The 23,789-nt window shown below is 60.8% G+C and carries 18 protein-coding genes and 1 CRISPR repeat array; of the genes, 4 read left to right on the forward strand and 14 right to left on the reverse strand.

Annotated features, from left to right (window positions below):
* Positions 1-85: 85 nt before the first annotated feature.
* Positions 86-3,493, reverse strand: coding sequence for a GH36-type glycosyl hydrolase domain-containing protein (locus tag N4J17_RS12320; protein WP_198321495.1), 3,408 nt, complete (start codon positions 3,491-3,493; stop codon positions 86-88).
* A 255-nt stretch (positions 3,494-3,748) separates the two neighbouring features.
* Between N4J17_RS12320 and N4J17_RS12325 the strand changes: the two genes are divergently transcribed.
* Positions 3,749-5,710, forward strand: coding sequence for a fatty acid cis/trans isomerase (locus N4J17_RS12325; protein WP_232470164.1), 1,962 nt, complete (start codon positions 3,749-3,751; stop codon positions 5,708-5,710).
* A 79-nt stretch (positions 5,711-5,789) separates the two neighbouring features.
* Positions 5,790-6,398, forward strand: a complete 609-nt coding sequence (locus N4J17_RS12330; RefSeq protein WP_277458287.1) for a fatty acid cis/trans isomerase — start codon at positions 5,790-5,792, stop codon at positions 6,396-6,398.
* 1 nt (position 6,399) lies between these two features.
* Here the strand turns inward: N4J17_RS12330 and N4J17_RS12335 are convergent, their stop codons facing one another.
* The 11 genes from N4J17_RS12335 to cmr4 form a co-directional block, all read right to left on the reverse strand.
* Positions 6,400-6,735, reverse strand: a complete 336-nt coding sequence (locus N4J17_RS12335; RefSeq protein WP_198321496.1) for a hypothetical protein — start codon at positions 6,733-6,735, stop codon at positions 6,400-6,402.
* A gap of 62 nt (positions 6,736-6,797) precedes the next feature.
* Entirely contained in the window at positions 6,798-7,736 is a 939-nt protein-coding gene (locus N4J17_RS12340) for an IS30 family transposase (RefSeq protein ID WP_198321497.1), read from the reverse strand.
* Between the two features lie 92 nt (positions 7,737-7,828).
* Positions 7,829-11,940: a CRISPR direct-repeat array (repeat unit 36 nt; unit sequence GTCTTAATCCCTTCTTCATCAGGTCTCGATTACAAC).
* A 166-nt stretch (positions 11,941-12,106) separates the two neighbouring features.
* Entirely contained in the window at positions 12,107-12,424 is a 318-nt protein-coding gene (cas2, locus tag N4J17_RS12345; protein WP_198321498.1) for a CRISPR-associated endonuclease Cas2, read from the reverse strand.
* A 2-nt stretch (positions 12,425-12,426) separates the two neighbouring features.
* Complete coding sequence (locus N4J17_RS12350; RefSeq protein ID WP_198321499.1) at positions 12,427-13,200, reverse strand: CRISPR-associated endonuclease Cas1; 774 nt, start codon at positions 13,198-13,200, stop codon at positions 12,427-12,429.
* Positions 13,197-14,171, reverse strand: a complete 975-nt coding sequence (gene cas1 / locus N4J17_RS12355) for a CRISPR-associated endonuclease Cas1 (protein ID WP_198321500.1) — start codon at positions 14,169-14,171, stop codon at positions 13,197-13,199. Before cas1 ends, N4J17_RS12350 begins: the two co-directional genes overlap by 4 nt.
* 7 nt (positions 14,172-14,178) lie before the next feature.
* Positions 14,179-14,463 (reverse strand): CRISPR-associated endonuclease Cas2, encoded by a 285-nt coding sequence (cas2, locus tag N4J17_RS12360; RefSeq protein WP_198321501.1) that lies wholly within the window; start codon positions 14,461-14,463, stop codon positions 14,179-14,181.
* Between the two features lie 130 nt (positions 14,464-14,593).
* Entirely contained in the window at positions 14,594-15,763 is a 1,170-nt protein-coding gene (gene csx2, locus N4J17_RS12365; RefSeq protein ID WP_198321502.1) for a TIGR02221 family CRISPR-associated protein, read from the reverse strand.
* Positions 15,764-15,778: 15 nt separating this feature from the next.
* Positions 15,779-16,198, reverse strand: a complete 420-nt coding sequence (gene csx16, locus N4J17_RS12370; protein ID WP_198321503.1) for a CRISPR-associated protein Csx16 — start codon at positions 16,196-16,198, stop codon at positions 15,779-15,781.
* Complete coding sequence (gene cmr6, locus N4J17_RS12375; RefSeq protein WP_198321504.1) at positions 16,195-17,589, reverse strand: type III-B CRISPR module RAMP protein Cmr6; 1,395 nt, start codon at positions 17,587-17,589, stop codon at positions 16,195-16,197. Before cmr6 ends, csx16 begins: the two co-directional genes overlap by 4 nt.
* A gap of 1 nt (position 17,590) precedes the next feature.
* A complete protein-coding gene (gene cmr5, locus N4J17_RS12380) occupies positions 17,591-18,025 on the reverse strand; it encodes a type III-B CRISPR module-associated protein Cmr5 (RefSeq protein WP_198321505.1) in 435 nt (144 codons plus the stop codon).
* Entirely contained in the window at positions 18,025-18,939 is a 915-nt protein-coding gene (cmr4, locus tag N4J17_RS12385; protein WP_198321506.1) for a type III-B CRISPR module RAMP protein Cmr4, read from the reverse strand. Before cmr4 ends, cmr5 begins: the two co-directional genes overlap by 1 nt.
* A 62-nt stretch (positions 18,940-19,001) precedes the next feature.
* Here cmr4 and N4J17_RS12390 point away from each other — a divergent pair, with 62 nt between their 5' ends.
* Together N4J17_RS12390 and N4J17_RS12395 are read left to right on the forward strand one after the other, a co-directional pair.
* On the forward strand, positions 19,002-19,157 hold the full coding sequence (locus N4J17_RS12390) for a type II toxin-antitoxin system Phd/YefM family antitoxin (RefSeq protein ID WP_232470165.1): 156 nt from the start codon (positions 19,002-19,004) through the stop codon (positions 19,155-19,157).
* A 93-nt stretch (positions 19,158-19,250) separates the two neighbouring features.
* Positions 19,251-19,517 (forward strand): type II toxin-antitoxin system VapC family toxin, encoded by a 267-nt coding sequence (locus N4J17_RS12395; RefSeq protein ID WP_198321508.1) that lies wholly within the window; start codon positions 19,251-19,253, stop codon positions 19,515-19,517.
* Here N4J17_RS12395 and N4J17_RS12400 read toward each other — a convergent pair.
* Entirely contained in the window at positions 19,486-20,664 is a 1,179-nt protein-coding gene (locus N4J17_RS12400; RefSeq protein WP_198321509.1) for a type III-B CRISPR module-associated protein Cmr3, read from the reverse strand. The two genes, N4J17_RS12395 and N4J17_RS12400, sit on opposite strands and share 32 nt — an antisense overlap.
* Entirely contained in the window at positions 20,661-23,783 is a 3,123-nt protein-coding gene (cas10, locus tag N4J17_RS12405) for a type III-B CRISPR-associated protein Cas10/Cmr2 (RefSeq protein WP_198321510.1), read from the reverse strand. Before cas10 ends, N4J17_RS12400 begins: the two co-directional genes overlap by 4 nt.
* Positions 23,784-23,789 lie beyond the last annotated feature (6 nt).

Genomic DNA, 23,789 nt, shown 5'->3' on the forward strand with positions numbered 1-23,789 from the left:
GCTATTTTGCTATCCCATTATGACAGCGCAAGAACCATCGCAGGCTTTTGAATCGCCGAAACGGTTCCGATGCCGTCCACGCGCCTTAGCGCAGAGCCACGGCCAGCCGGTTCCGGTCTCCCGTCAGATTCATCCGCAGCGCGTCCAGGGCGACTTCCGCGCCGCCGGTCCGGTACGGATTGGGCGCCCGGCTGAACGGCAGATCGGCGCCGTTCAGGCTGAGCGAGAGAGGGCCAGCCCCGGAATTCTGTATGGCGTAGACCACTTCGAACGCTGATCCGGCGAGTTCCAATTCGACCCGCAGGCCGTCCAAAGCCTTCGGGATGACCGGGTCGATCACCAGCTTCGAGCTTTCCAGCCGTAACCCCAGCAAGCCGCGCAAGATGAGGCTCATGCCGATGCCAGCGCCGCTCGAATACACCCGCCAGCCGCCGTCGAAGGCGATTTCCCCCTTGCGAACCCGCTCGTACTCGGCTTGAGCCTGATAGCGGTCGGCGAAGGCGGCATCGGAACTCGAATAGTAGCAGTTGGCCTGGCGCAAGGTCGCGGTGGGTACGAGAGCGCGGATGCCGATCGGATTGGCCTTGCAAAGCGCCTCGAAGAAGCCCTCCGCGTCACCGTAGCGGGCCAGCGCTTCGGCATAGCGGAGATGGGCGTGGGTGTACATCAGGCCGATTTCGCGGCCGAAGAAGCTGCTGCTCTCGGCCCGTTGGAAATACTTCTGCGGGCCGCCGCGGTAGGCCATCGGCCGGTCGAACAGCCTGGCGCCATCGGGGCCGAGCAGATGGTCTTCGATGAGCCGCAGGTGCCGCGCCGCCTGGGCGGGCGTCAACAGCCCATTGGCGATGGCATGGATCATCGGCAGCAAGCTGTAGGAAAGGCCGGTGGTCCGGTCACGTGGATGCGCGAGATAAGCGATTCGTCCGTCCTCGCCGAAATGGGCGTAGCCGGCGAGGACGCCGTCGACCAACAGCCGCCGCTGGAAATCTTCGCGCACTTCCGCCGCCGCGGTCTCGAAAGCCGCCGCCTGGTCATAGCGCTTCAAGCGGCGCAGCGCTTCGGCCAGCGTGGTCAGAGTCTGGTAATGCAGGGTCACCGTCCAGGTGCTGCACAGCCGTTCGCGCATGGCCGGGTCCACCGGTTGCAGCGAATCGTTCCAGTCGCCGTGGCCGTAGGCCGCCAGCCGGGTGCCGGGAATGCTCCGCGCGGCCACGACTCGCAGCGCGCGCTCCACGTGCCCCCAGAGCGTCGCCCGCTCGGCCTTGTCGCCGCCTTCTGGATGGAAGAAGGGCAGAACCTCATCCAGCAGCGCACCGTCTCCGGAGGCCAGCAGGTATTGGGCGAGGGCCAGGACCGGCCAGAACACGATGTCGCCGTGCGAGTCGCCAGGGCGGATGTGGCGTTCCCGCTCGAAGAACATGAACCACTGCGGCCAGTCGCCGTCCGGATTCTGGTTCCTGAACACCCGGCACAGCAGGTCGCGGACCGGCTCGGGCCGGCCCAGGGCCAGGAGCATTTCCACCGGTCCCTGGCAGACGTCACGGACGCCCCAGCCGCCGCCGGAATACTGCTCCAGCCCGCGCGGGCTGAGGTAATGGATCAGGGCATTATGGGCGAGCCAGGGCAGGATTTCCCGCAGGCGCCCGATGTCTCCCCCCAGCGTACTGCCGCCCGGCGGATGGACCCGCAAGGCCGCGGTCATTTCGTGCCAATATGGGCCTGTGTCGGCTGCGGCCGGGGGAGCCGGCACCAGACAGCCGGTGATGCGGAAGCCGGCCGACGACACCGGCGCGGTGATCAGGCACAGAAAGGGTTCGCCGCGGGATCGGCCGTCGGCGTACAGCAGCTCGTCCCCGCCAACGGTCTCGAGCGGGGTGCCGGGCAGCGGATCGATGCGGAAGCCGCCATCCGGGAAACGGCGGCCGACATCGGATTCGGGGACCGGGCGGACCAACACCCCCGTCCCGTCGCGGACGAACTGCGCCGGCACGGCCTCGGCACCGTCGTCGCCGTTGAGGGCGACATGGTTGCTGAGCAGGCAGCGGATGGGCGGTCCCTCCAGCACATCCAGGGTTAGCGAGAGTTCATGGCTCCCGCTGGCGGCCTCGCTGCGCACCTGCAGCAATCCGCTGGCGTGCTGGTAGATCCAACGGCAGCCCTCCGGTCGCATCTCGAAGGCGGAAGGCACATCCAGCAGCCGCCAGCGGCCGTCGATCTCGATGAACAGCCGTTGGCCGTGCGCCCGGAACAGGCTCAGGTAACTGTGGGTGGTGGACAGGAAGCGGTTGATGCTCACGTGGCCCTGGGTCACCATCGAATGAAACACGCCGGCCATCCAGGCGGTGGAGGTCAGGCCGGCCTCGTCCGGTACCAGACCGCGGCCGGTACGGAGGATGTGGCCATGGGGACGCAGCACCTCGAGTTCCTTGGCCCTGAGCACGACATGAGCGCGTTCCCCCGAAAAGAATGACAGCAGGCGGCCATGCTCCCGCTCCGCCTCCCGCCGTTCGCCGCCGAACAGCCTGGTGATCTCGGCTTCGCCGAGGTCCAAGGTTTCGAGGAGTGGTGCGGTGCTGAACAGACTGGCCGACGGCGCGAAGCCTTCGCATGGATCCCACCTTACCGCGGGAGGCGCCGCCTCCGGCAGGCTCAATGCGCGGTCGACGAAGGCCAGATCGGCGACGGAGGTCGCCGCCGGGTGGTCCGGTTCGAACCAGCCGAAGAACCCCGCCGCCGACGCCTCGCCCGGTGCCAGTGTCAACGGGGTGTCCTGGAGCACCGCCATGGCATGCTCGTGCTGGCGGCGCGTTCCGGGGAGGCCCTCCATCAGCCCCCGCGGCGGGCGGCCGGCGCGGCCCGCCAGCCCGTAGAACTGCAATGCGTCGGTGGCGAAACTCCGGGCCCGGTTCAGCGAGCCGATGGCGACCCAGGGAAAACGACCGCCCATCGCCAGGTTCTGGCGGGAGGCCAGGATCGTACCCTGTGAGGGGTGAGGGAGCGGCGTATGGTCCAAATATTGGCTGACGTAGTACTCGTTGAGCCGCACCGCGCCATAGTGCGCCAGCCCCAAATCCTGGGCATAGACCAGCTCCACCGTCTCGGCGGTCCCGCCGACGTTCTCCAGGGCCACGTGCCAGAACCAGGCGGGCGCGGCTTCGGCCAGCACCAGGGACACCCAGAACCGGATGCCCGCCCATTCCCCCTCGATCGATAGCCCGCGTCCGTCGCACCGTATGCGGCCAGGACTGCGCGGACCGAGCAGCGGCACGGCCTCGGCCGGCCCTTCGGGCACGCTCCGGGCAGGCTCCGAGAGGCGGCGCAGATAGAGGTTGGCCGGTCCGCCCTCGACCTCCGAGCCGGGGAACAGGTTGAGCAGGACATCCCCGTAATCCATGCGCCGGATCGACCCGCTGGATGTAAGGTGGAAGATCACGCCGGAAGGACTTTCCAGGCGGATCGCCGGCCGTGCGGTCATCGGATGCTGTGGGTTCATGGTCAACACCGGCCGTTGCAAATGATCCGGCCCCGGAAGCCGGAATGAAAAGGCTGAGTAATCTGAAGGCGCATGCGGGGGATATTTCCGAATTCGGCCGCTGGGCACGGCGGCGTAACCGCTTCCAGTGGAGGATAGTGGATTACAAAGGGCAAACCAAGCCGCGTTCGCTCCGCGGCAGTGTGTTTGCTACCTTAGCCAGGGTGTCCCGGTGCTGCCGCCGCAGTGTCTTGCCTTGCTTCCGGAGAATTCTGAATGCGTCCTTTCATCGTGCTGTTCCTTCTCGCCCTCGTTGCCGGCTGCGCCGCCTATGGCCAGATTCGGCTGGATCAGCGCTACGGCGCGCCCGACCCCCGTCGTTTCGACCGGCCCCGGAGCACTGCGGTACTGCCCGTCGAGTACCGGCGCGACGTCAAACCCGTCCTCGACAGCCGCTGCGTGGTTTGTCATGCCTGCTACGATGCGCCCTGTCAGTTGCAACTGGGAAGCTACGAAGGGGTGACGCGCGGCGCCAGTGGCGAGCGGGTCTACGATGCCGCCCGCCTGTTGGCGGCCGAGCCCACCCGTTTGTTCCTGGATGCCCGCAGCACTGCTGAATGGCGAAGCAAAGGATTCCATCCCGTGCTCAACGAGCGCAGCGCCGGCCCCGAAGCCAATCGCGACGCCGGCGTGATGGCGCGCCTGCTAACACTCAAACGCCGGCTCGATTTTCCCCAATACGGCTTACTGTCCCCGAATCGCTACGATTTTTCCCTGGACCGCAGCCAGCAATGCCCGGCCATCGAAGAAATCGGCGATTTCGAAGCCGAGCATCCGGAATGGGGCATGCCTTATGGTCTGCCGCCGCTCTCCGAGGAGGAAAACCGCACCCTCATGGCGTGGCTGGAGGCTGGCGCTCCCGCCGCTCCGGAGCCTTCCCTCACCGAGGCGCAGCGCGACCAGATCGCCCGCTGGGAAGCATTCCTCAACGGGGCCGATCCCAAGACCCAGTTGATGAGCCGCTATCTGTACGAACACTGGTTCCTGGCTCATCTCTATTTCGACGAGCTTCCGCCGGGCGGCTACTTCGAACTCATCCGCTCCCGCACCGCGCCGGGCCGGCCCATCGAGCCCATCGCGACCCGCCGTCCCTACGACGACCCGGGCGTGGCGCGGGTCTACTACCGCCTGCGGCCGCATCGGCCGACGCTGGTGTCCAAAACCCACATGCCCTATGCCCTGAACGCGGCACGGATGGCGCGTATCAAGACGTGGTTCCTCGATGAGCCCTACACCGTCAAGGCGCTGCCGTCCTACGACCCGAAGGTCTCGGCGAATCCATTCATCGCATTCGAGCAGATTCCGGTGCGTTCGCGCTATCGCCTGTTGCTGGACGAGGCGCAGTTCACCATCATGAATTTCATCAAAGGGCCCGTATGCCGGGGGCAGGTCGCACTCAACGTGATCACCGACCACTTCTGGATCGGGTTCATACACCCGGACCTGCCGGTGTTCAACGAAACCTCGGCGTTTCTGGCCGACGTCCTGAAGGAAGTCAGCCTGCCGACGGAACAGCAGAGCAATGCGCTCCTCACCCGCTGGCTCTCGTATTCACGCGGTCAGACCGAATACCTGCGACGCAAATCGGAACTGGCGAATCGACGGTTTACCGGCAACAACAGCCCCAGCCTGTCCATGCTGTGGGACGGCGACGGCAACAACACCAATGCTGCGCTCACCGTGTTTCGCCATTTCGACAGCGCCAGCGTGGTCAAGGGGCTGCTGGGCGAGCGGCCGCAGACCGCCCTCATCATGGGCTACACCTTACTGGAGCGTATCCACTACCTTTTAGTGGCGGGTTTCGACGTCTACGGCAACACCGCACACCAATTGGAGGCCCGGCTCTACATGGATTTTCTCCGGATGGAGGGCGAGATGAACTTCCTGGCCCTGCTGCCCGGCGGCGATCGCAACGCAGTGCGCGATCTCTGGTATCGCGGGGCAGGGGAGGAAGTGAAATCCTATCTCACTGGAGCGTCGCCATTTTTCGCGAAACCCGACGGGACTTCCAAGTCACCCTCGGAAGCGAAAAATTGGCGACGTCTTTGCCTTCGGCGGCCCGCGCCGTCCTGCGTCCGCCTCGGCTCCGTCCGTCTCTCCGCGACGCACTCCGCCAAGGCTCCCACAATGACTCGACGCCGTGTCGGTTCCCTTATGTTTTGTCTCCACCTGCGATGAAGCCGCAGACTCCGACAAAACATCCGGGCCTACGGCTTCGCGGGGGTCGTCGCACTCGCTCGCTTCGCTCGACTTCCTTGTGCTCCTTCACGGCAGCAAAGCCTATTTCACCCAGCGCACGGGTGTCGAATACCGGACCGGCGACCCCTTACCGGAACTGTTCGGACTCTGGAAAGCGCATCTCGCGCCGGTGCTGGATCACCGCTACGACCTGGCCGCAAGCACGCGGGAGGATCCCAATGCCGGGCTCCTGAAAAAACTTGCCAATCTGCAGGGCAGAATGCTTTCCTTCCTGCCCGAATCCAGTTTCCTGACCGTCCAGGGCATCGACGGCATCGACCGTCACTACACCCTGATCCGCAACAGCGCCCACAGCAACATTTCCGAGCTGTTCTTCGAGGAAGACCGGCGCCTGCCGGATGAAGACACCCTGCTGGTGGCGCAAGGATTCATCGGCGCCTATCCCAATGCCTTCTACCGGCTCCGGAGCAACCGGCTGGCGGCCTTCGTCGACCAGGTCGGCCGTCTCCGGTCAGAGCAGGATTATGCGGTACTCGCCGCCCGCTTTGCCGTCCGCCGCACCGATCCCCGTTTCTGGGCGCACAGCGATGCCCTGCACGAAGCCTTCCGCCAGGCCGACCCGGTGGAAGCAGCGCTGTTCGATTTCAATCGGCTCGAAAACCGTTAGCTCAGCGTTGGAACAGCAGATCGAAGGTCGCCTGCTGGCGAGCGTCCAGGCCCGCCGTCATGATCTGCAAATCGAGGATATTGCCGTTGAGGAAAGCCACGCGGCAGGGAATTTTCAGCAAAGCATTGGGCAACCCAGGGCCGCGGATGATGAGGGTGAGCACGCCCCGGTCTCCCGGCTTGGGGCGGCGCGGCCCCGGTGTCAGCAAGGCGGCGCTTTGCAGAGAGACGGCCACCGGTGAGAGCACGCGGGTATTGCCGCTGATCGTCGAACTGCCGGCAAATTCCACCCTGCAGGCCAGGCGGAGCTTGCGACGACCGGTATCGGACTGGAACATTGCTACCTCCGCCGGTCGGAACGGCTTTTTTTCTCCTTAATACATAGCGGCATCACGCGGCTTCAAATTTGAAGAGCAACGCCTGATTGAAAGAATACCTGAGCAGGTGTCGGGTATCCCAGACTCTTCCTGGGGCAGTTGTTGAGTCTCTCCATAGCCCTATCGATCTCCTGTTGGGTGAGGGTGGTGAAGTCCCGGTGCTTCGGGGAGTATTGCCGGATGAGCGCATGGGTATTCTCGTTCGTGCCGCGCTCCCATGAAGGGCAGGGATGAGCGAAGTAGACGTCGGCCTTCAATGGCTTGCTGATCGACTCATGTCCGGCGAATTCCCTGCCGTTGTCGGAGGTGAGGGTAAGCACGCGTCTGCGGTATGGCCTGAGCAGTTTGATCATCGCATCGCTCACGGCCTGCGCGGTCTTGCGCCCGACCTTCTCGATCAGGGTCAAGCCTGACTTGCGTTCGACCAGGCTGACGATGGCTTGTTTGTGTCCACCGCCGATGACGGTGTCCGCTTCCCAAGCGCCGATCCGGCTGCGCGTTGCGACAACGGCAGGGCGCTGTTCGATGGACTGCCGGTTGGGGAGGACGCCGCGGCGGTCATGCTTGCCATAGCGTTTCCTGCGCAGCTTCGGGCAGCGCAGGTTGCGCCATAACGCACCGCCCGCTTTCTTGTCGGCAGGGACGCGCTGATACACCGTCGCATGGCTGATGGCCGCATGCTGGCTGATTGGGTCTGGACTCCACTGCTCCCCTAGCCGATCCCGGGCGAACTGCCAGGTGGCATCGTCGATCGGCCGGGCGTTCAAGGCGCGACGGGCATCGGCCAGACTCTGGGCTTGCCTGGGTCGGTAGCCGCGCAGGCCGCGGTTGCGGCGCAACTCCCGGCGGAGGGTCGATGGATGACGTCCCAGCACGTTGGCAATCCTGCTTGGCGTCTGTCCTGCCTTCTTCAAGGCGTAAATCCGGTATCGTTCTTCTCGGCTGAGGTGTGTGTAGTTCATTTCTGCAATTTCGACTGGGCGGTCAAAAAGGCATGGATGCTACCGCATCCCGCCCTCCTGACCTGCGTTACTCATAATTGCACTTCATCCTTGAATCCGCCCCTTCTTCATCAGGTCTCGATTACAACAACGGGATTGCCCGTATTCAGAGCGTGGAGTTCAGTGTCTTAATCCCTTCTTCATCAGGTCTCGATTACAACGTCTTAATTTCTATGACTATTTTTTGGAGTGAAAAGTCTTAATCCCTTCTTCATCAGGTCTCGATTACAACCTTGCCGCGCTTACCAAAGATCCCAACGCAATGATGTCTTAATCCCTTCTTCATCAGGTCTCGATTACAACCTCATAGGTACGGGCAAGGCTGGGTAGTCGATACTGTCTTAATCCCTTCTTCATCAGGTCTCGATTACAACGTTCTACATCTACGAAGTATGGGGCAATGCCAAGTCTTAATCCCTTCTTCATCAGGTCTCGATTACAACACGCTGCCGTGTCTAAGGCCTTGGCCTATGCCAAGTCTTAATCCCTTCTTCATCAGGTCTCGATTACAACAGCTGCTAACCTTCAACCACATTCCCACGCCGGAAGTCTTAATCCCTTCTTCATCAGGTCTCGATTACAACGTTCTACATCTACGAAGTATGGGGCAATGCCAAGTCTTAATCCCTTCTTCATCAGGTCTCGATTACAACACGCTGCCGTGTCTAAGGCCTTGGCCTATGCCAAGTCTTAATCCCTTCTTCATCAGGTCTCGATTACAACCGCGCTGCCTAGGCAGCTTCACCCAGTGGTCATCGTCTTAATCCCTTCTTCATCAGGTCTCGATTACAACATAACACCGGAAGAAACGCTTAACAGCATGGACAGTCTTAATCCCTTCTTCATCAGGTCTCGATTACAACGCCTCATGGACGAGGCACACGGACGCCCTTATCGGGTCTTAATCCCTTCTTCATCAGGTCTCGATTACAACGCCTCATGGACGAGGCACACGGACGCCCTTATCGGGTCTTAATCCCTTCTTCATCAGGTCTCGATTACAACACGCTAAGGCAGTAGAAGAGCTTCGCTCGGCTCTGTCTTAATCCCTTCTTCATCAGGTCTCGATTACAACAATGACCACAATAACCGCTGATAGACTTGTAAGCGTCTTAATCCCTTCTTCATCAGGTCTCGATTACAACCCCGAATCCATTCGGATTCGGGCACAAGAAATTGGTCTTAATCCCTTCTTCATCAGGTCTCGATTACAACATTCATCCCGGCGTGATCTTCAGTGCCCTATCATCCGTCTTAATCCCTTCTTCATCAGGTCTCGATTACAACACTCAGCATAGGTCGACACCGGAACAGCAAGACGCGTCTTAATCCCTTCTTCATCAGGTCTCGATTACAACCGATTTCTTGGAGAGAAAAATGATAAACCTTACACAGTCTTAATCCCTTCTTCATCAGGTCTCGATTACAACCGACCTTGTCGACAACTTGCGGCAAGAGGTCTGCGGTCTTAATCCCTTCTTCATCAGGTCTCGATTACAACCGGGCCACCTTGGCTAATGCCGGTCTTGTCCGCCGTCTTAATCCCTTCTTCATCAGGTCTCGATTACAACTTCATTCCGGCATGATCTTCCGTGCCCTATCATCCGTCTTAATCCCTTCTTCATCAGGTCTCGATTACAACTTATTGGCACAGTCGAATATGACTCGGCCGTGTCGTCTTAATCCCTTCTTCATCAGGTCTCGATTACAACGCGGAAGCCATCCTAGACAGGATGGTAGACCGTGGTCTTAATCCCTTCTTCATCAGGTCTCGATTACAACAACAAATGATCAATTTAACCCAACATCGGGCAACGGTCTTAATCCCTTCTTCATCAGGTCTCGATTACAACGACATAGGGATTTTTGCTTTGTAAACTACATATAGTCTTAATCCCTTCTTCATCAGGTCTCGATTACAACCTTCCGTGCCCTATCATCCCGTTGGATGATAGGGTCTTAATCCCTTCTTCATCAGGTCTCGATTACAACAAAGACTTCCGGGATATAACCCGGTTTACTTAGAGTCTTAATCCCTTCTTCATCAGGTCTCGATTACAACTCAATTTAACCGCGCATTGGGATTGCGCGGCGTGTCTTAATCCCTTCTTCATCAGGTCTCGATTACAACTTGATTTTTTGGAGGAAAAGAAAATGCTCATCGGTCTTAATCCCTTCTTCATCAGGTCTCGATTACAACGAGACTTGGTAGATACCTTGCGTCAAGAGGTCTCGTCTTAATCCCTTCTTCATCAGGTCTCGATTACAACGCTGCGTCCTGCGTGATTTCTACCTGTATGGTGATGTCTTAATCCCTTCTTCATCAGGTCTCGATTACAACGGCCGGAGCGTAGGGCATCCCTGTGGCGTTTTCGTCTTAATCCCTTCTTCATCAGGTCTCGATTACAACCCCATCGCCAAGCGCATCGACGACTGTACATAGTCTTAATCCCTTCTTCATCAGGTCTCGATTACAACCAAGCTCATCGCGCGTATCCGCGACTACTACTCGGTCTTAATCCCTTCTTCATCAGGTCTCGATTACAACATGCCAGCTTGCCCAATTCTGCAAGCGCCTGACGGTCTTAATCCCTTCTTCATCAGGTCTCGATTACAACATCAGATGCTCGATGCCATAGAGGCGCTACGGGGTCTTAATCCCTTCTTCATCAGGTCTCGATTACAACGGATGCATGAAGAAGAAAGGCCGGCAGCGATGCAGTCTTAATCCCTTCTTCATCAGGTCTCGATTACAACAAGGAATGCCGTATAAGTACATTTCCTATGCTCCGTCTTAATCCCTTCTTCATCAGGTCTCGATTACAACTTTGACACAGCATAGAGCGACTCCCGAACAGCTTGAGTCTTAATCCCTTCTTCATCAGGTCTCGATTACAACACACAGAAATCGCCAAAAACACTGCGTTATTGTGCCGTCTTAATCCCTTCTTCATCAGGTCTCGATTACAACGCTGGGAGAATTCAATAATTAGGCAATTTCTTGTAGTCTTAATCCCTTCTTCATCAGGTCTCGATTACAACGAATTAAAACAAAAAATAACAGGCCTAAAAGCCATGTCTTAATCCCTTCTTCATCAGGTCTCGATTACAACTCCTGCCGTTATCGATACCCGCGCGCAAGAGATTGTCTTAATCCCTTCTTCATCAGGTCTCGATTACAACTGAAGTCTGGGGCAATGCCCTAGGCGAATGGACGTCTTAATCCCTTCTTCATCAGGTCTCGATTACAACCTTGCCGAAGAGCTAAAGAAACGTGGCATCACGCCGTCTTAATCCCTTCTTCATCAGGTCTCGATTACAACGAATGGAAGATAAACTCGGTTGAACCAGACCGAGAGTCTTAATCCCTTCTTCATCAGGTCTCGATTACAACAAAACGCAAACGCAAACTTATACATATTATTTAGTCTTAATCCCTTCTTCATCAGGTCTCGATTACAACATACGGTGAGAACCAATGCGACCTTGGAGAAATCGTCTTAATCCCTTCTTCATCAGGTCTCGATTACAACCGTCTGCATCGTCTGCATCGTCGCGATTTGCTGCGTCTTAATCCCTTCTTCATCAGGTCTCGATTACAACGCCAGTATTCTTGATGTTCCGTTGTCAGACATACGTCTTAATCCCTTCTTCATCAGGTCTCGATTACAACCGCCGGTTAGCTGAAAAAAGCGGATTAGGCTGTCGGTCTTAATCCCTTCTTCATCAGGTCTCGATTACAACCCGGCGGAGGAATCGAAGCCGGCGGACTGATAGAGTCTTAATCCCTTCTTCATCAGGTCTCGATTACAACAAGCGGAGGCATCGAAGCCGGCGGATGTATCAATGGTCTTAATCCCTTCTTCATCAGGTCTCGATTACAACGGAGTCGGATGCTTTTAAATGGTTGGCGGATAATGTCTTAATCCCTTCTTCATCAGGTCTCGATTACAACATAGTAATTTAATTAATTATAAAAATTCTAATGGGTCTTAATCCCTTCTTCATCAGGTCTCGATTACAACCAACGAATTTAAGGAATGGGACGTATATGATGAAGTCTTAATCCCTTCTTCATCAGGTCTCGATTACAACACTGAAGCGAAACACAAACGCTTCAGAAACTAACGTCTTAATCCCTTCTTCATCAGGTCTCGATTACAACTGCTTCGTCTTTTTCCTCCTTGCCATTCAATGGCTTGCAAAGGGGGTTGAAGAAAATTCGCCCGTTCAAAAAGCTGACTCCCCGGAGGGTGGCGTTTCTGCTTATGCCATGACGTCCGTTCGGTCTGTAGTAAATCATCGGTGCGAAATCCGGGCAAGACGGGCGGTCAGGATTTGCTCAAGGAAAGCAGGTCGCAGCCGCCGTCGATGAGGAAAATGCCCTCGGGAAAGCTCTGGCGGCCAAGCCGGATGCGCTCGCCATGCTGGGGAAAGGGATAAATCCGGACGTCGTCGCGGCGGGGATCGATGATGTCGGCGATGGTTTCGAGCATGCGCGCCCGTTTGCGGGGCGAGAGTTTGGCAACGAACACGGAATACTGCAAGGGTATGCCGAGACCACTGAGATAGCGGTGCAGACGGGTCAGACGACGAGGATCGGCAATGTCGTAGCTGATGATATGGAGCCGGGGGGTGTTTTGAGCCATGTTCACTCCGTTTCTATGAGCCAGCGGTGCATGCGGGAGGTGATGCTGCGGGTCAGCCAGTCGAGCCTTTCTCTCCGTCGTTCGTACCAGGCTACGATTTCGGCCGGCGACGGACATTCAGCGATTCGGCCTTGCTGCAGCCGGTGTTCCAGCCACGCTGCACAGGGCAGCTCGAATTCCCACCGCAACAGGCGGACCCACCCGGTGACGGGGTCGAAGCCGACCGCGGTACACTGGCCCAGGTCTACGCCGAGATCGTGCAGGGTCTGGGTGACGTGGGAATTCAACAGGCAGCGGAGGTGAGCGCCAATGGCCCGGTAGGCGTCGTACCCGCCCATGTCTTTGGCGGAGGCAAGGAACAGCCGGCGCAGTTCCGGAGCGGTGAGGTCGGGTGTGAAGATGAGTCCGGCGCGGCGGATCAGGCTGCGGATGGCGTTGCGCTCGACGCCTTCGAGCCAGACGGCGTAGAGTACGTCCCGATCGGGATGCTGGAGGAATTCGTCGAGGCGCTGGGCGAAGCGGTCGTGCGGTGAGGGACGCGGTCCGATGCAGCGCATGACGAGCCTGCCGTCACCATCGAGGAAGGTCACGGTGATACCGGACTCGGCGCACCGCAGCAGCGCCGCAGTGGTCCATTCGACGTTGCACGCGGATACCACGCGGGACAACCGGCCCAGGGGGTACCAGCGCGGCGCCTGTTCGGGCTGGCTGATTTTCAGCGCGGCGCCGTCGTTGGCGACTTGCAACTGGCTGCCGTAGAGATAGAGCGGTTTCATGCGGCGGCACTCCCGTTGGCGTCGTGGTCGTCCTTGAGGCGGGTGGCGATGCCGTATACCTGGCGCCGCAGCAGCCGGCGTAAGGGCCGACAGCGGATTTCGAAAGCGCTGTAGAAGCGTTCGCGACCGGTTTTTCCGAGCAGGCAGGTGTCGCCGCTGCGGGTGAAATGGTCTTCGCGCAGGGCGCGGTCGGCGAACAATCGCCAGACCCAGTCGTCGATGTGGGCGCGTAAGGGCTCGATCAGGTCGGCGGCGAGCGACTCGCGGTTATAGGCGGGTTCGTGATAGAAGCCGATGTAGGGGTCGAGCCCGCCGGCATGGCAGGCGGCGATGGCTTCGAAATGCAGCAGGGTGTAGGCCAGCGACAGTACGGCATTGACCGGGTCCCGCGGCGGCCGGCGGTTGCGGCCGGTGAAACCGAGCGCCGGCGGAAACAGGCTTTGCAGAGCGCCGAAATGGGCGGCGGCTCCGGCGCCTTCCAATCCACGCAGGGTGGGCAGCGCGGCAGCTTCGGCCGGCAGGGCTTGGACTTTGCCGATCAGTTGCAGCAGTTTGTCCTGGGCGTCGGTCAGAGGCCTGCGGCAATCGGGCCGTTCCTGCAGGGCACGGGTGAGCATGCGGTGCTGCGCGCGCAATTTGAGCAGCACCAGGAGGCGGGCCCAGCGGCTGCGGTAGCCGGCATCGTGATACCAGCGGTATTGGCCGATCCGCCGCCAGGCGTCCCCTTGCGGACGGCCCAGTACGGTGGCCATGTGTTTGCCGTGGCGACCGCTGAGCAATACCAGGACGATGCCTTCTTCGGTCAGGGCGCCGATGGTTCCGGAGGTGAGTGTCACGGCGCCACGGATGACGACGCGGTCGATCAGACCGATCGGGACGGTGCCGCTTTTCGTGCCGTTTTCGTAGAGACAAAGGTGCTTGCCTTCGTGGCGGAGTTCGAGGTTTTTGCGGTCGAGATACAGTGTGCCCATGGGAGAGTCAGCCGACGTAGTAGTAGGCGGGATCGGCCGGCGCTATGGCGGTGCCGAGTACCGCGACTTTGGATGCCGGGTCGAGCCGGATCAGGAAGAAGCGGTCTTCGGTGAGGTCAATGACGCCGGCGATGTCTTCCAGTAATTGGCGTTTTTCCAAGGCGCTCAGAAAACATTCGAATACCGACTTCTGGCCGCCGGTGCTGTAATTGCGCAGCACTTTCAGTGCGGCCCGGAGGCGGGTGTCGTCGGAGACGTCGTAAGCGCCGAGGTAAAGGGTGCGTTTCGCCATGGCGCAAGATTACCGCGCGAACGGCGGGAAGGGTGGGTCGGCAAGCTTGCGGGGGCCGCCGGCTTCGAGTGCGCTCAGCCGGCGACTTTTGCTTGCCGTCCCCCGAGCGGTGCCGAGGGGAGGTTCGGCTTTAACCGAAGAGCGCTTTCCGGATCCGTCGGAGCTTCGTCCGTAGCTTATTCGCGTCTGTCATCGCCTGCCGTACGTCGTTGTCATTGGCGCGCAGGCCGTGGGCCATGGCGTTGCGCAATCGAGTAAGCAACTTGAAGTCGGCCTGCTCCCGATGATCGTTCCGGACGTTCTCGCGCGCCTGGTAGTCGTTGATGTTTTCCTTGCGCGCGTAGACCTTGCGGGTGATGAAGCTTTCCTGCAGAAAGATCGCGCTGCGCAGGAAATCGGAGCGCTCCAGTGCGGTGTCCGCCAATGCCAGCTCCCAGTCGGCGCGGCGGGGTTCGCGGCACCACGCCAGCCGGCGTAGCAGTTCCGGTCGGAATAATCTGCCGATCGGCGTATTCAGTTGCTCGATCGCTGAATAGACGGTGTTGAGCGATTGCTGGGCCTGGACCGGATTACCGGTGCGTTCACGGAAGGCGGCCAAGCGTAGCTGTTCGGCGTTTCTCGTATCGAAGCCTTCCTGCTCGAGCAATGAGGCGAAAACGCCATAATCCCCGTCTTTGTCATAGGCGGCTAGGGCTTGAACCCAGTTCATGAGCCGGAGCAGGCCGCCTAGACGCACCACGGGGGTGGCATTTTCGCTCTCCATGCCTAAAGCGCCGTAGTAAATATCGGCGATTTGGGTTTTCTTGACCCGCTCAAGGTATTGGGCGGCGACCAGCGCGAGCATCGGCAGGGTGCGGAAGGTGTGGGTGATGTCCAGAAAAACCTCGCCACCCTCATTCACGGTGTCGGCGAGCCTTCCCAGTACTGCGACCTGTTCTTCCTGGCTCACGGCATATGGCACGATGACGGGGTATACCGGAACGCCCAATCGGTCTTCCAGCAACGGAGCGAGTTTTTCGAGCAGCGCATCGTCAACCCGGTTTGCCGGTACGGCGTCAAACAGTTGCAACCGGGTTTCTTCATGTTCGCCGGTTTGGGCCTGATGCTCGATGAACACGTCCCACATGCTGCCGGAGGTGCCGAGGATGACCAGCCGGTCGGGCCGCAGATATTCAGTCAGCGCCAGTCCGAAGTAGGGTGAGGTGCGTTGGCTGCCGTCTTCGAAACGGTAGGTCGCAGGTTTGTAGCCGGTAGCGGGGTCGAGTTGGCCTTTGCCGAGGAAGCTGATAAGGGTTTTCACGGGTGTGCTTGGTTCTCACGGATCGGTTTGTTCGGAACTTACTCCAGTATTTCCCGTTACGGAATCGGTCGTCCGCTGGCAATGCCGAGCTTCGGTTTCGTCTCCAGCATCACGACCGACGGGACCGTATGGCCGTCCAGCCGACGGGGTGGCCCGCACCTCGAATTGTTCCAGGCGCGCCCCGAAGCGGCGGAGATCGTCGGCGGAAAGTTCCCGCCCCCGCCATTCCGCCGGCAAGACCAGACTGAGGTGCAGATACCGGCCGCCGCGGGCGCAAACTTCGGCGGCGAGGTTGACCGGCAGGGTGCCTAGCACCGTATCGCCCGGCTCGATTTCCGCCGGATCGAGATGGTCGACCAGCCGGTCGACGCGGATGCCTTCCTGTTCCGCCCAGAGGTGGGCGCCGGCGTGGCGGGTGATGAAGAAGGTAGTCATGCCGTCTCCAGCCGTATCAGGGTTTTTTCGCACACGTAGGCTGTGACTTTGATGAACTGATTGGCGAGTACCTTCTTTTGAATTTCCGATGGCAAGGTTTCCAGCAATTCTTTTCCTTGCGGCGCGAGGGCGGAGGCGATCTTGCCGTCCTTCTCGACCGAGAGCGTTCCATTGTTCCGGTTAAATTTGATGCGTGCACCGGGCCATGGAACAGCCTGCTCGGCTTGCCGCTTTTCCTCCTGTTTTTTGGCGATTTCCTTCAGTTGTGCTGCACGTTCCGCGGCTGCGGTTTCCAGCGCTTGGCGCTGTTTGTCCGAGCGCATCGCCCCATATCCCACCGCCGTCTTGGCGCCGAAGCCGAGCCATTGGAACGCGTGCTCGAACGCGGCTTCGATCAGCTTTTTCCACTGGCTATCGGCAGTAAGTTCCGGTGCGAGGCGATCGAGATGTGCCAGATCGCACTGCACATGAAACGTGAATCCGGACCCTGGCGGTACGGTGAGAAAGAAGATGGGCGTGGGCTGGCCGGAGTCGTGGGGTGTGATGCTGTCGCCGGTCTTGCGGTCGCGTTTTTCCTGGTAGTAGTGCGACTGGTGCGGGGTCATGATCTCGACCAGAAGGCTGTCGCCCTCGATCTGGGGGATGACGTCCCAAAAGCTGAGCGCGCCGCGCAGGTGTTCGGTGTCACCATCTTTTGATTCGAAGCCAAAGAGAATGTCGATGACCGACTGGCCCTTATCCCCGTCCCCCCTCCCGCTTGCGGGTGAGGGGAGCGGAAAGTCCCTCTCCCGGGGGGAGAGGGATTTAGGGTGAGGGTGCACATCCCACTCGTGAGTTTCGCCCCATTCGCCGCTGGCCAGCTCCCGTGCCGCTTGACGCAGCACGCCCTTGACCCCGCTGCCCGGCAAGTAGGGCAAACCATAGGGCCAGAGGAAGGAAAAGCCGTTTTCGAGCGGGTGTTCGTTGCCGAGGCCGGTGGTGAAGGGGGAGGTGGCGATGGCGTCGAGACGGAGCAGGGCGTCGTCAGGAATTCCACAGGTCAAATCCGTTTGACGGTCAACGAGCGCCTTCATGCGTTTGCGATCGTTCGGAGTGAGCACCTTGATGCTGTCCCAGGCATTACGTGCGGCGAAATCGTTTTTCTCCCATAGCCCAGGCAAGGGGTTGCATTGGCGTCGGCACAGCTCCGCGATGGTGGCATCCATACCGTAGCGTCGAAGCATTTCGGCGATTTCTCGGCCTTCGGAACTTTTCCGCTCAGCTTGTTTCTTGACCTGATTTTCCTGATCCTGACGGTCAGTCCATATCGGGAGCAGCAGTCCAAACCGCATTCCCGGGGAGGCGTCCTTGAAATCTTGCCCCAGATATTGGGGCACGGCGGCAATCGGCATGTCACTCTCCTCCCATACGTGCGCTGGCCATTTGCCGCAGCCATTTGAGCCAGGCGAAGGCTTCGGCGGTGATGGCTTGAAAGCGGAGTGACTCGGCTTCCATGAGTTTCTTCATGGCCCCTTCGAAATCCGCAGGAAGATCATCGAAACGCGTGTGCAAGGCGTCCCTAAGATGCTGACCAATGTGCGTATGCGGGTCGTCAGGTTTAGGTCTACCGGTTTTCTTGTCCAGACTTTTCTCGTGGAGGTACGCCAATACCTGCATCAGCCCCGAATTCATGATCAACGCGGGTACGCTCTTGGCTAGATCGACGTATTTGTCATATTCGGCCCCCAGTTGCTGCTTGGCCTTGACAGCACAGTCCCATGCATCCTGGGCACGTTGTTGTTCCAGCGTTTGCCGGGGTTTGTCTTTGCTGAGGGAGAGGGTTTTCATTAGTTGCCCTCCACCACCTTGGCCACCACCAGGCCGCGCCCGGTGGTGGCGTCACCGCCGATTTGCAGCAGCTTGCCGTTGATGACGTTCTTGATTTTGAGCATCACCCCGGCGGCATCCTCCCAGTCTTCCTTGTCGTCCTTTTTCTTGCCGGTGCGGGTCTGGCTGGCCAGCAGGGGCGCGATGAGCAGCGATTCCGGCGGCAGGTTCTCGGTGTAGAACAGGCCGCGTTCCTTGGCGGTGCCGGTATCGGGGTCGATGCGCACATGGGGCTCGATCAGCATGGCGTTTTGGGCGAAGTAGGCGAAATCGGTGTCGGAGAGCACCACCAGGTCGGTCTTGAGCTTGTCGCGGAAAAAGGTGTAGCCGTCGTCCGCGGGCAGGGCGCGGGTGGCGAGGTCTTCGGAAAGCCTGGGCAAGTCTTGGGACACTTGGGCGGTGTATTCGAAGGCTTCCAGGTGCAGCTTGTCGCCGGAAAGCAAGGCCGGGTTGGCGAGCAGGCAGCGGCCTTCTTCGATGCCGGGCAGCGCGGGCCAACCCTCCGGGATGCCAATCAGGCCGAGCAGCCGCTGGGCGCGAGAGATGGCTTGGGGACAGGTGGCATACACGTAGCCGCCTTTGAGCGAGCGAACCGGCAGGGCCACCAGTTGGGCGTCGCCGAAGCTGACGGCGCCGGCGTGCAGGTCGGCGCTTCCCGCATCGGGACCGAACAGCCGGTCGATCAGGCTGGCATCACCGCCAATGGTCTCGAACCCATGCCGCACCGCGCCCTTGATGCCGGAACCGGCAAAGCAGGGGTGCCCGGTGTGGCGCTCGCGCTGGATGGGGTTGTCGATGACGCCTACGGCTTGCCCGGCGCCCAGGTGGACGGGGCTGACGGCGTAGAGAAAAACAGCGGCCCTTTTCTCAAACATGGTCTATAACTCTCCAGAAAGTAGTCAATATTCACGAGGTCAAAGCCCATCTATCGATGTACTTGGCTTTGGTTGAACAGGGCGAGACCGTAGTGATCGCGCGGCGCAACAAGCCGGTCTCCGAGCTGCATCCGGTCCAGGGTCCCTCTCCTTCCAAGGCGCGGCGGCCGATCGGACTCGCCAAAGGCATGGGACACGTCGGCCCCGAATTTTTTTGAACCCATGAGCGAGGAGGAGCTTGCCGATTGGTACGAGATCAAACCCAGTGACCCGCTGCACCCGGAGGGGAAGTCCAAGACCGAGTAGCCGCGGTGAGATTGCTGCTCGATACCCATGTATTCCTGTGGTTGATCTGGGATGGGCCAGAACTTCCGCCTGCGATGCGCGAGATCCTTTCCGACCCCGATCACACCCTTTTCCTGAGCGCGGTTTCGGTGGGGGAAGCAACGCAAAAACCCGCCCAGGGCAAGCTCACGGTGCATGCGCCGGAAGGCGCGTGGGCGCATTTCGTACGACATCAGAACCTTGTAGGAATGAGCGCATCGTTCATTTCCAGACAGCCAGCGCCACCCGGTTGAAACCCTCGGCGCGGCGCATTTCTTCATCGTACTGCTCATCGGTCCAAAGCCCACGCTCGACAAGCTTGCGAAGCGCTTCCGCCGTGATGCCTTCGTCGAGTTCCAACCACCAGACGCTGCCGGCGGGGGCGGCGCGCAGCGCAGGCTTGGGCTGCCACTTCGCGAGATCCCAGCCGGAGACGAATTCGAAGCGCGGCACAGCGGCCGAGACGATCCAGCCCTTGACGCCGTGGAGATCGAAGCACACGGCGCCATCGTCTCGCTTATCGTTCTCCCGCGCCCCGGTGGGCAGCCAGCCCTTGGCAAAGATGCCGGGGGTGGTGAGCACGAGCCGGCAGCGGCGCGCCTTGGCGATGCTTTCGTAGTCCGATTGCGGCGGCGAGAAATCCACGGATTGGACGGCCGCCGCGCGTCCGTCACCGCCTAGGCGAACAGTCCCGTTGCTGGGGAGATCCGCTCCCACAACGACAGCAAGGAAGCCTACGCCGGCCTTCATCGCCACCGCTTGCACGGTAAAGAGCCTGCCGTCGGCGGCGCGACGGGTGGCGGCATCGAGACCCACGCCCACCCGGTGGTCGAACTGCCAAAGCTCGTGGCTGGAGACGAGTTCGCCTACAGCAGGCACCTCACCGCGCAGGTAGCGCGCCCAGCCGGCTTGGGTGAGCCAGTAGCCGCTGGCGGGCTTGCCCCGCTCGCGTTCGGCCAGCACGGGCAATCGCGGCAGGATAAAGGAGCTGGCCAACCCCGCTGCGGACGATGGCTTGCCACCAGGCCAGGAGAGGGGGACGATCGCCCGCACTGCGGATGGCTTGCGATCATCCTCCGAGATGACCAGGTCGGCTGGCGGCGTGATGAGCAGTTCCACCTGGCCTGAAGCCCACCGCCGCGCCACGTGAAAGCCCGTCACGGCAAACGGGCCGGGTTCCATGGGCGTTCCCAGCGCCGGATGGTCGATCTCTCCCCGCGCGAAGGCGGCCAGGTCCACGCCATCGTCGGCCAGTATCCGCGAGCGCAGCGCGCCCGCCGCCACCGAAGGCCAGGGCGGGATCAGCGAATCGCCGAAACTGCCCGGATCGCCGAACAGCTTGTTGCCGCGCAGGAAAAGCACGTCCAGGGGTTCCAGAAAACGGTATGCGACGGCGCTCATGCGTCTTCTCCTTGGCTTCGGGTTTCGCGGGCGAGGAATTCGGCGACGGACAGGAAGTTTTCCAGCCACGCCCGGCGCTTTCCAGGCTGTTGCAGTGCCAGTTCGGTCAGGCGCTCGGCCAGCCCCTTTGCCTTGCGCTCGGCGTCTCCCTGCGCTTGCCGCACGAGCTGGTAGGTGAGCAGATCGGCGAGCATCCGGCCGTCGCCATGCGGTTCTGGCAAGTCGCGCAGCCAGGCGTGGGTGTGAAAGATGGCCCGGCGCGAGACGTCGTCCTGGGCAAGAAAGTCGCGCAGATCAAGCAGCAGCTTGATTGGCTCACCCCACTTGGCGGTCAGGTACAGCGCCCCGCCCGAGCGTTTGATGACGGTGACGCTGAACGCGTCGCGCCCACCTTGCGTTTTGGCGCGTTGTTCCGCCGCGCGCAGTTCGCGCAGCACCGCGCCCAAGGGCGCTTGGTGGTGTGCGATGACGGCGCCACAACTTGCGGTAGCGTTATGCCCCATCATGCGCATAACTTGCAGCCGTTGCTTCTTGCCATGCCCGGTTCTGAGGGCGGCAAAGCCTCCTTGCAGGGTCAGCCCCTGCCACACGCCACCTTCATGTTCGGGATCGACACCGGAGTAGGCATAACGCAACCGCTGCATGGTGGGCAGCAGATCGGCCACCGGCAGCATGGCCAGCACGTCGTCGCCGCCGACATAGATCACCCGTCCCAGGTGTTCTTCCTCGACCACATGGCGCACCACGGTCTGGGAAAAGTCGTTGAGCGCGCCGGAAATGGCCAGATGCCGGTTGGGCGAAATGGGGCGCTTCTGGGCGCCGTACTTGCGGATCAAGTCCTGCCGCGCCGCGTGCGCGTCGAAGCCTGTCCGCACCTGCGGGTGGAAGCTGTCCCGGTAGGAAATGGCGGTGCCGGTTTTGTCGTCGCCCGAGAGAATGGCGCCCATGCGGTCGCCGTCCATCATCAGCAGGGCGTAATAGGTTTCCAGCCGGATTTCCTCGCGTTTCTCCCCTCTTCCTTTGGGAGAGGGGCTGGGGGTGAGGGCCAGGGTTTGGCGCACCAGACTTTTTACCTTCTCGTAAGCGTCGTCATCCTCGTCATCGCGTGCCGATTCGAGCAGGCCGGGGATGCACTTGGCATCCGCCAATGCCGGGTTGTCCTGGTGGCGGCGCATGAGGCGACGTGGCAGCGCTACCGTGTCGCTGCGATACTTCTTGAGGGCGGAGGCCAGTCCTTCGGCCGTATGCCCGCCTTTTTCCAGCCATTGATCGAGCTGGTGCGCCAGCGCCATGGTGTGCGTGGAGACGACGAAGCGGCCGATGGCCTTCGCCGTGCCGTCGTCTTTCGGGTTGAGCGCTTTGCCGACTTCTTCGGCAAAGATCGTCGGCCACAGGCGCTTGATGGCGGGCAGGGCGCCGAGGTGCTCGCCCTTCTTGGCCCAGGCGGGCTTTTCGTCGGCGACTCTCGTCCACAAAGTGTCTTTGCGTTGACCGGGCGGCCATGCAAGTTGCGCGCGGTCGGTGGTCAGCCATTCGGTCTCGCCCGTCAGCGAACAGCGCCACCCCGTCTGTGAGGTCTGGTCGAAGGTTCGCGTGGCCTTGGCCGCCGCCATGACCCGCTCGGCCAGGTCGTACACCGCCGGGTAGAGCACGCCGGGGTTGGGGGCGAAAAAGGTGGTGCCGTCGCCCCAGTCGATTTCCTGCTGCAGAACCTGCCAGGCGGGGGTAGCGAGGAAGCCATATTGGCCCTCTCCTCCGGCCCTTCCCCCCGCCCCCTCTCCCACGGGGAGAGGGGAGAAAAAAGGCGCCATGGCGGACGAGAGGGCGCTCACGTCGAGGTCGGTCTGTCTCGCTTCATTGCGCGGGCGGATCAGGGAGAACGGCACGGCGGCCCAGTGGACTTCCGGGAAGCCTTCGAGCTGTTCTTTCATTTGCTCATACGGTGTGTGCGTGGCCTCCTTGTCGAAGCCCGCTTCGTGCAGCAGACGCATCACCACATCCTCGCCGAGCCTTTGCAGCCAGCCGCGCACGGCCTGCGTGACCTCATCGGCGATGGCTCGTGCCTGGCTGGCCGGCACCACGGCCACGAAACGGTTGGGCAGCGCCGCCGAGAACAGCGGGTTCGCATCCGTCGCGCCGCGCGTCCAGTCGCTGTTCTGGAATAACTCGCCGGGCAGTTCCATTTGGTCGCGCAGCCACAGATCCACCTGGGGAATGCCGCGCAGCCGGGGGAACAGGATGGCGTCCGGGCCCAGGCGCTCGCATACCGGGCGCATCGCCTCCCAGCTCAAGCGCGCGAGCAGGTGCGATCCGGCCCACAGGTCGGAGGTGGTGCGGGCGGTGGCGATGAAGCTTTGCACCGGGCCGATCGACAGCGCCAGCAGCGCCGATTCGCCGTTCGGATCGGCGGCAAAGGCGCCTGCGAAGGCCGAGGTCAGGTCCAGATGATCCCAGATGGAATGATCGGGAATGCGGGTATCGGCGGGCAGTAACCCCCACAGCGCGCCCAGCTTGCCGAAGTCTTCGGTGTCTGCCCCATTCACGGACAAATCCGGGCCGAAGCGCCAGTAGGCGAGTAAGGTCTTGCGCAGATCGCGCGTTTCACCCTCCTCGGCGCCGAGCTTCACCAGCAGGCGGGAGAAGTGCTCGAAGCTGCGCTGCTTGATGTCGTGGAAATCGGTTTCGGACAGGCCGCCGGGCAAGGCGTACTGCTTGCCGGTGAGCGGATGGATCAACACCGGTTGGTTCGTCCAGCGCACTTGTGCCCAGTCGGCCACTTTCAGCGTCTTGCGTTTGCCCGCTTGGGTGGTCACCGTGATTTCCTGCATCGGCCACTGCGGACGGTCGGCCGCGGCGGCCCACCAGTCGGCGCGCTGGACGTGGCGGTAGATTTCCCGCGGCAGGCCTTTCTTGAAGATCACCGTGGAAAGGACGTCGGCGTTGTCCGGATCCAGGGTTTCGGCGCCGGTCTCCGAGAGACCGAGCAGCCGGGTGAGGGCGCGCGACGTGCCGTTCTCGTGCCCCGCCGGGTCGCGCAGCAGCACCAGGGCTTTTTCCGCCGGGTCGTGGAGGCGGGCGGCGAGTTTGGTTTGCCAGAGGGTGTAGTTGGTGTTTTCCATGATCTT

The sequence above is a fragment of the Methylococcus capsulatus genome, from assembly GCF_036864975.1.
Classification (GTDB): Bacteria; Pseudomonadota; Gammaproteobacteria; order Methylococcales; family Methylococcaceae; genus Methylococcus.

Excerpts from the sequence above, each read along its gene's own strand:
- N4J17_RS12320 (WP_198321495.1), bottom strand. The coding sequence starts at position 3,493 with ATGAACCCACAGCATCCGATGACCGCACGGCCGGCGATCCGCCTGGAA.
- N4J17_RS12325 (WP_232470164.1), top strand. The coding sequence starts at position 3,749 with ATGCGTCCTTTCATCGTGCTGTTCCTTCTCGCCCTCGTTGCCGGCTGC.
- N4J17_RS12335 (WP_198321496.1), bottom strand. The coding sequence starts at position 6,735 with ATGTTCCAGTCCGATACCGGTCGTCGCAAGCTCCGCCTGGCCTGCAGG.
- N4J17_RS12340 (WP_198321497.1), bottom strand. The coding sequence starts at position 7,736 with ATGAACTACACACACCTCAGCCGAGAAGAACGATACCGGATTTACGCC.
- cas2 (WP_198321498.1), bottom strand. The coding sequence starts at position 12,424 with ATGGCTCAAAACACCCCCCGGCTCCATATCATCAGCTACGACATTGCC.
- N4J17_RS12350 (WP_198321499.1), bottom strand. The coding sequence starts at position 13,200 with ATGAAACCGCTCTATCTCTACGGCAGCCAGTTGCAAGTCGCCAACGAC.
- cas1 (WP_198321500.1), bottom strand. The coding sequence starts at position 14,171 with ATGGGCACACTGTATCTCGACCGCAAAAACCTCGAACTCCGCCACGAA.
- cas2 (WP_198321501.1), bottom strand. The coding sequence starts at position 14,463 with ATGGCGAAACGCACCCTTTACCTCGGCGCTTACGACGTCTCCGACGAC.
- csx16 (WP_198321503.1), bottom strand. The coding sequence starts at position 16,198 with ATGACTACCTTCTTCATCACCCGCCACGCCGGCGCCCACCTCTGGGCG.
- cmr6 (WP_198321504.1), bottom strand. The coding sequence starts at position 17,589 with ATGCCGATTGCCGCCGTGCCCCAATATCTGGGGCAAGATTTCAAGGAC.
- cmr5 (WP_198321505.1), bottom strand. The coding sequence starts at position 18,025 with ATGAAAACCCTCTCCCTCAGCAAAGACAAACCCCGGCAAACGCTGGAA.
- cmr4 (WP_198321506.1), bottom strand. The coding sequence starts at position 18,939 with ATGTTTGAGAAAAGGGCCGCTGTTTTTCTCTACGCCGTCAGCCCCGTC.
- N4J17_RS12400 (WP_198321509.1), bottom strand. The coding sequence starts at position 20,664 with ATGAGCGCCGTCGCATACCGTTTTCTGGAACCCCTGGACGTGCTTTTC.
- cas10 (WP_198321510.1), bottom strand. The coding sequence starts at position 23,783 with ATGGAAAACACCAACTACACCCTCTGGCAAACCAAACTCGCCGCCCGC.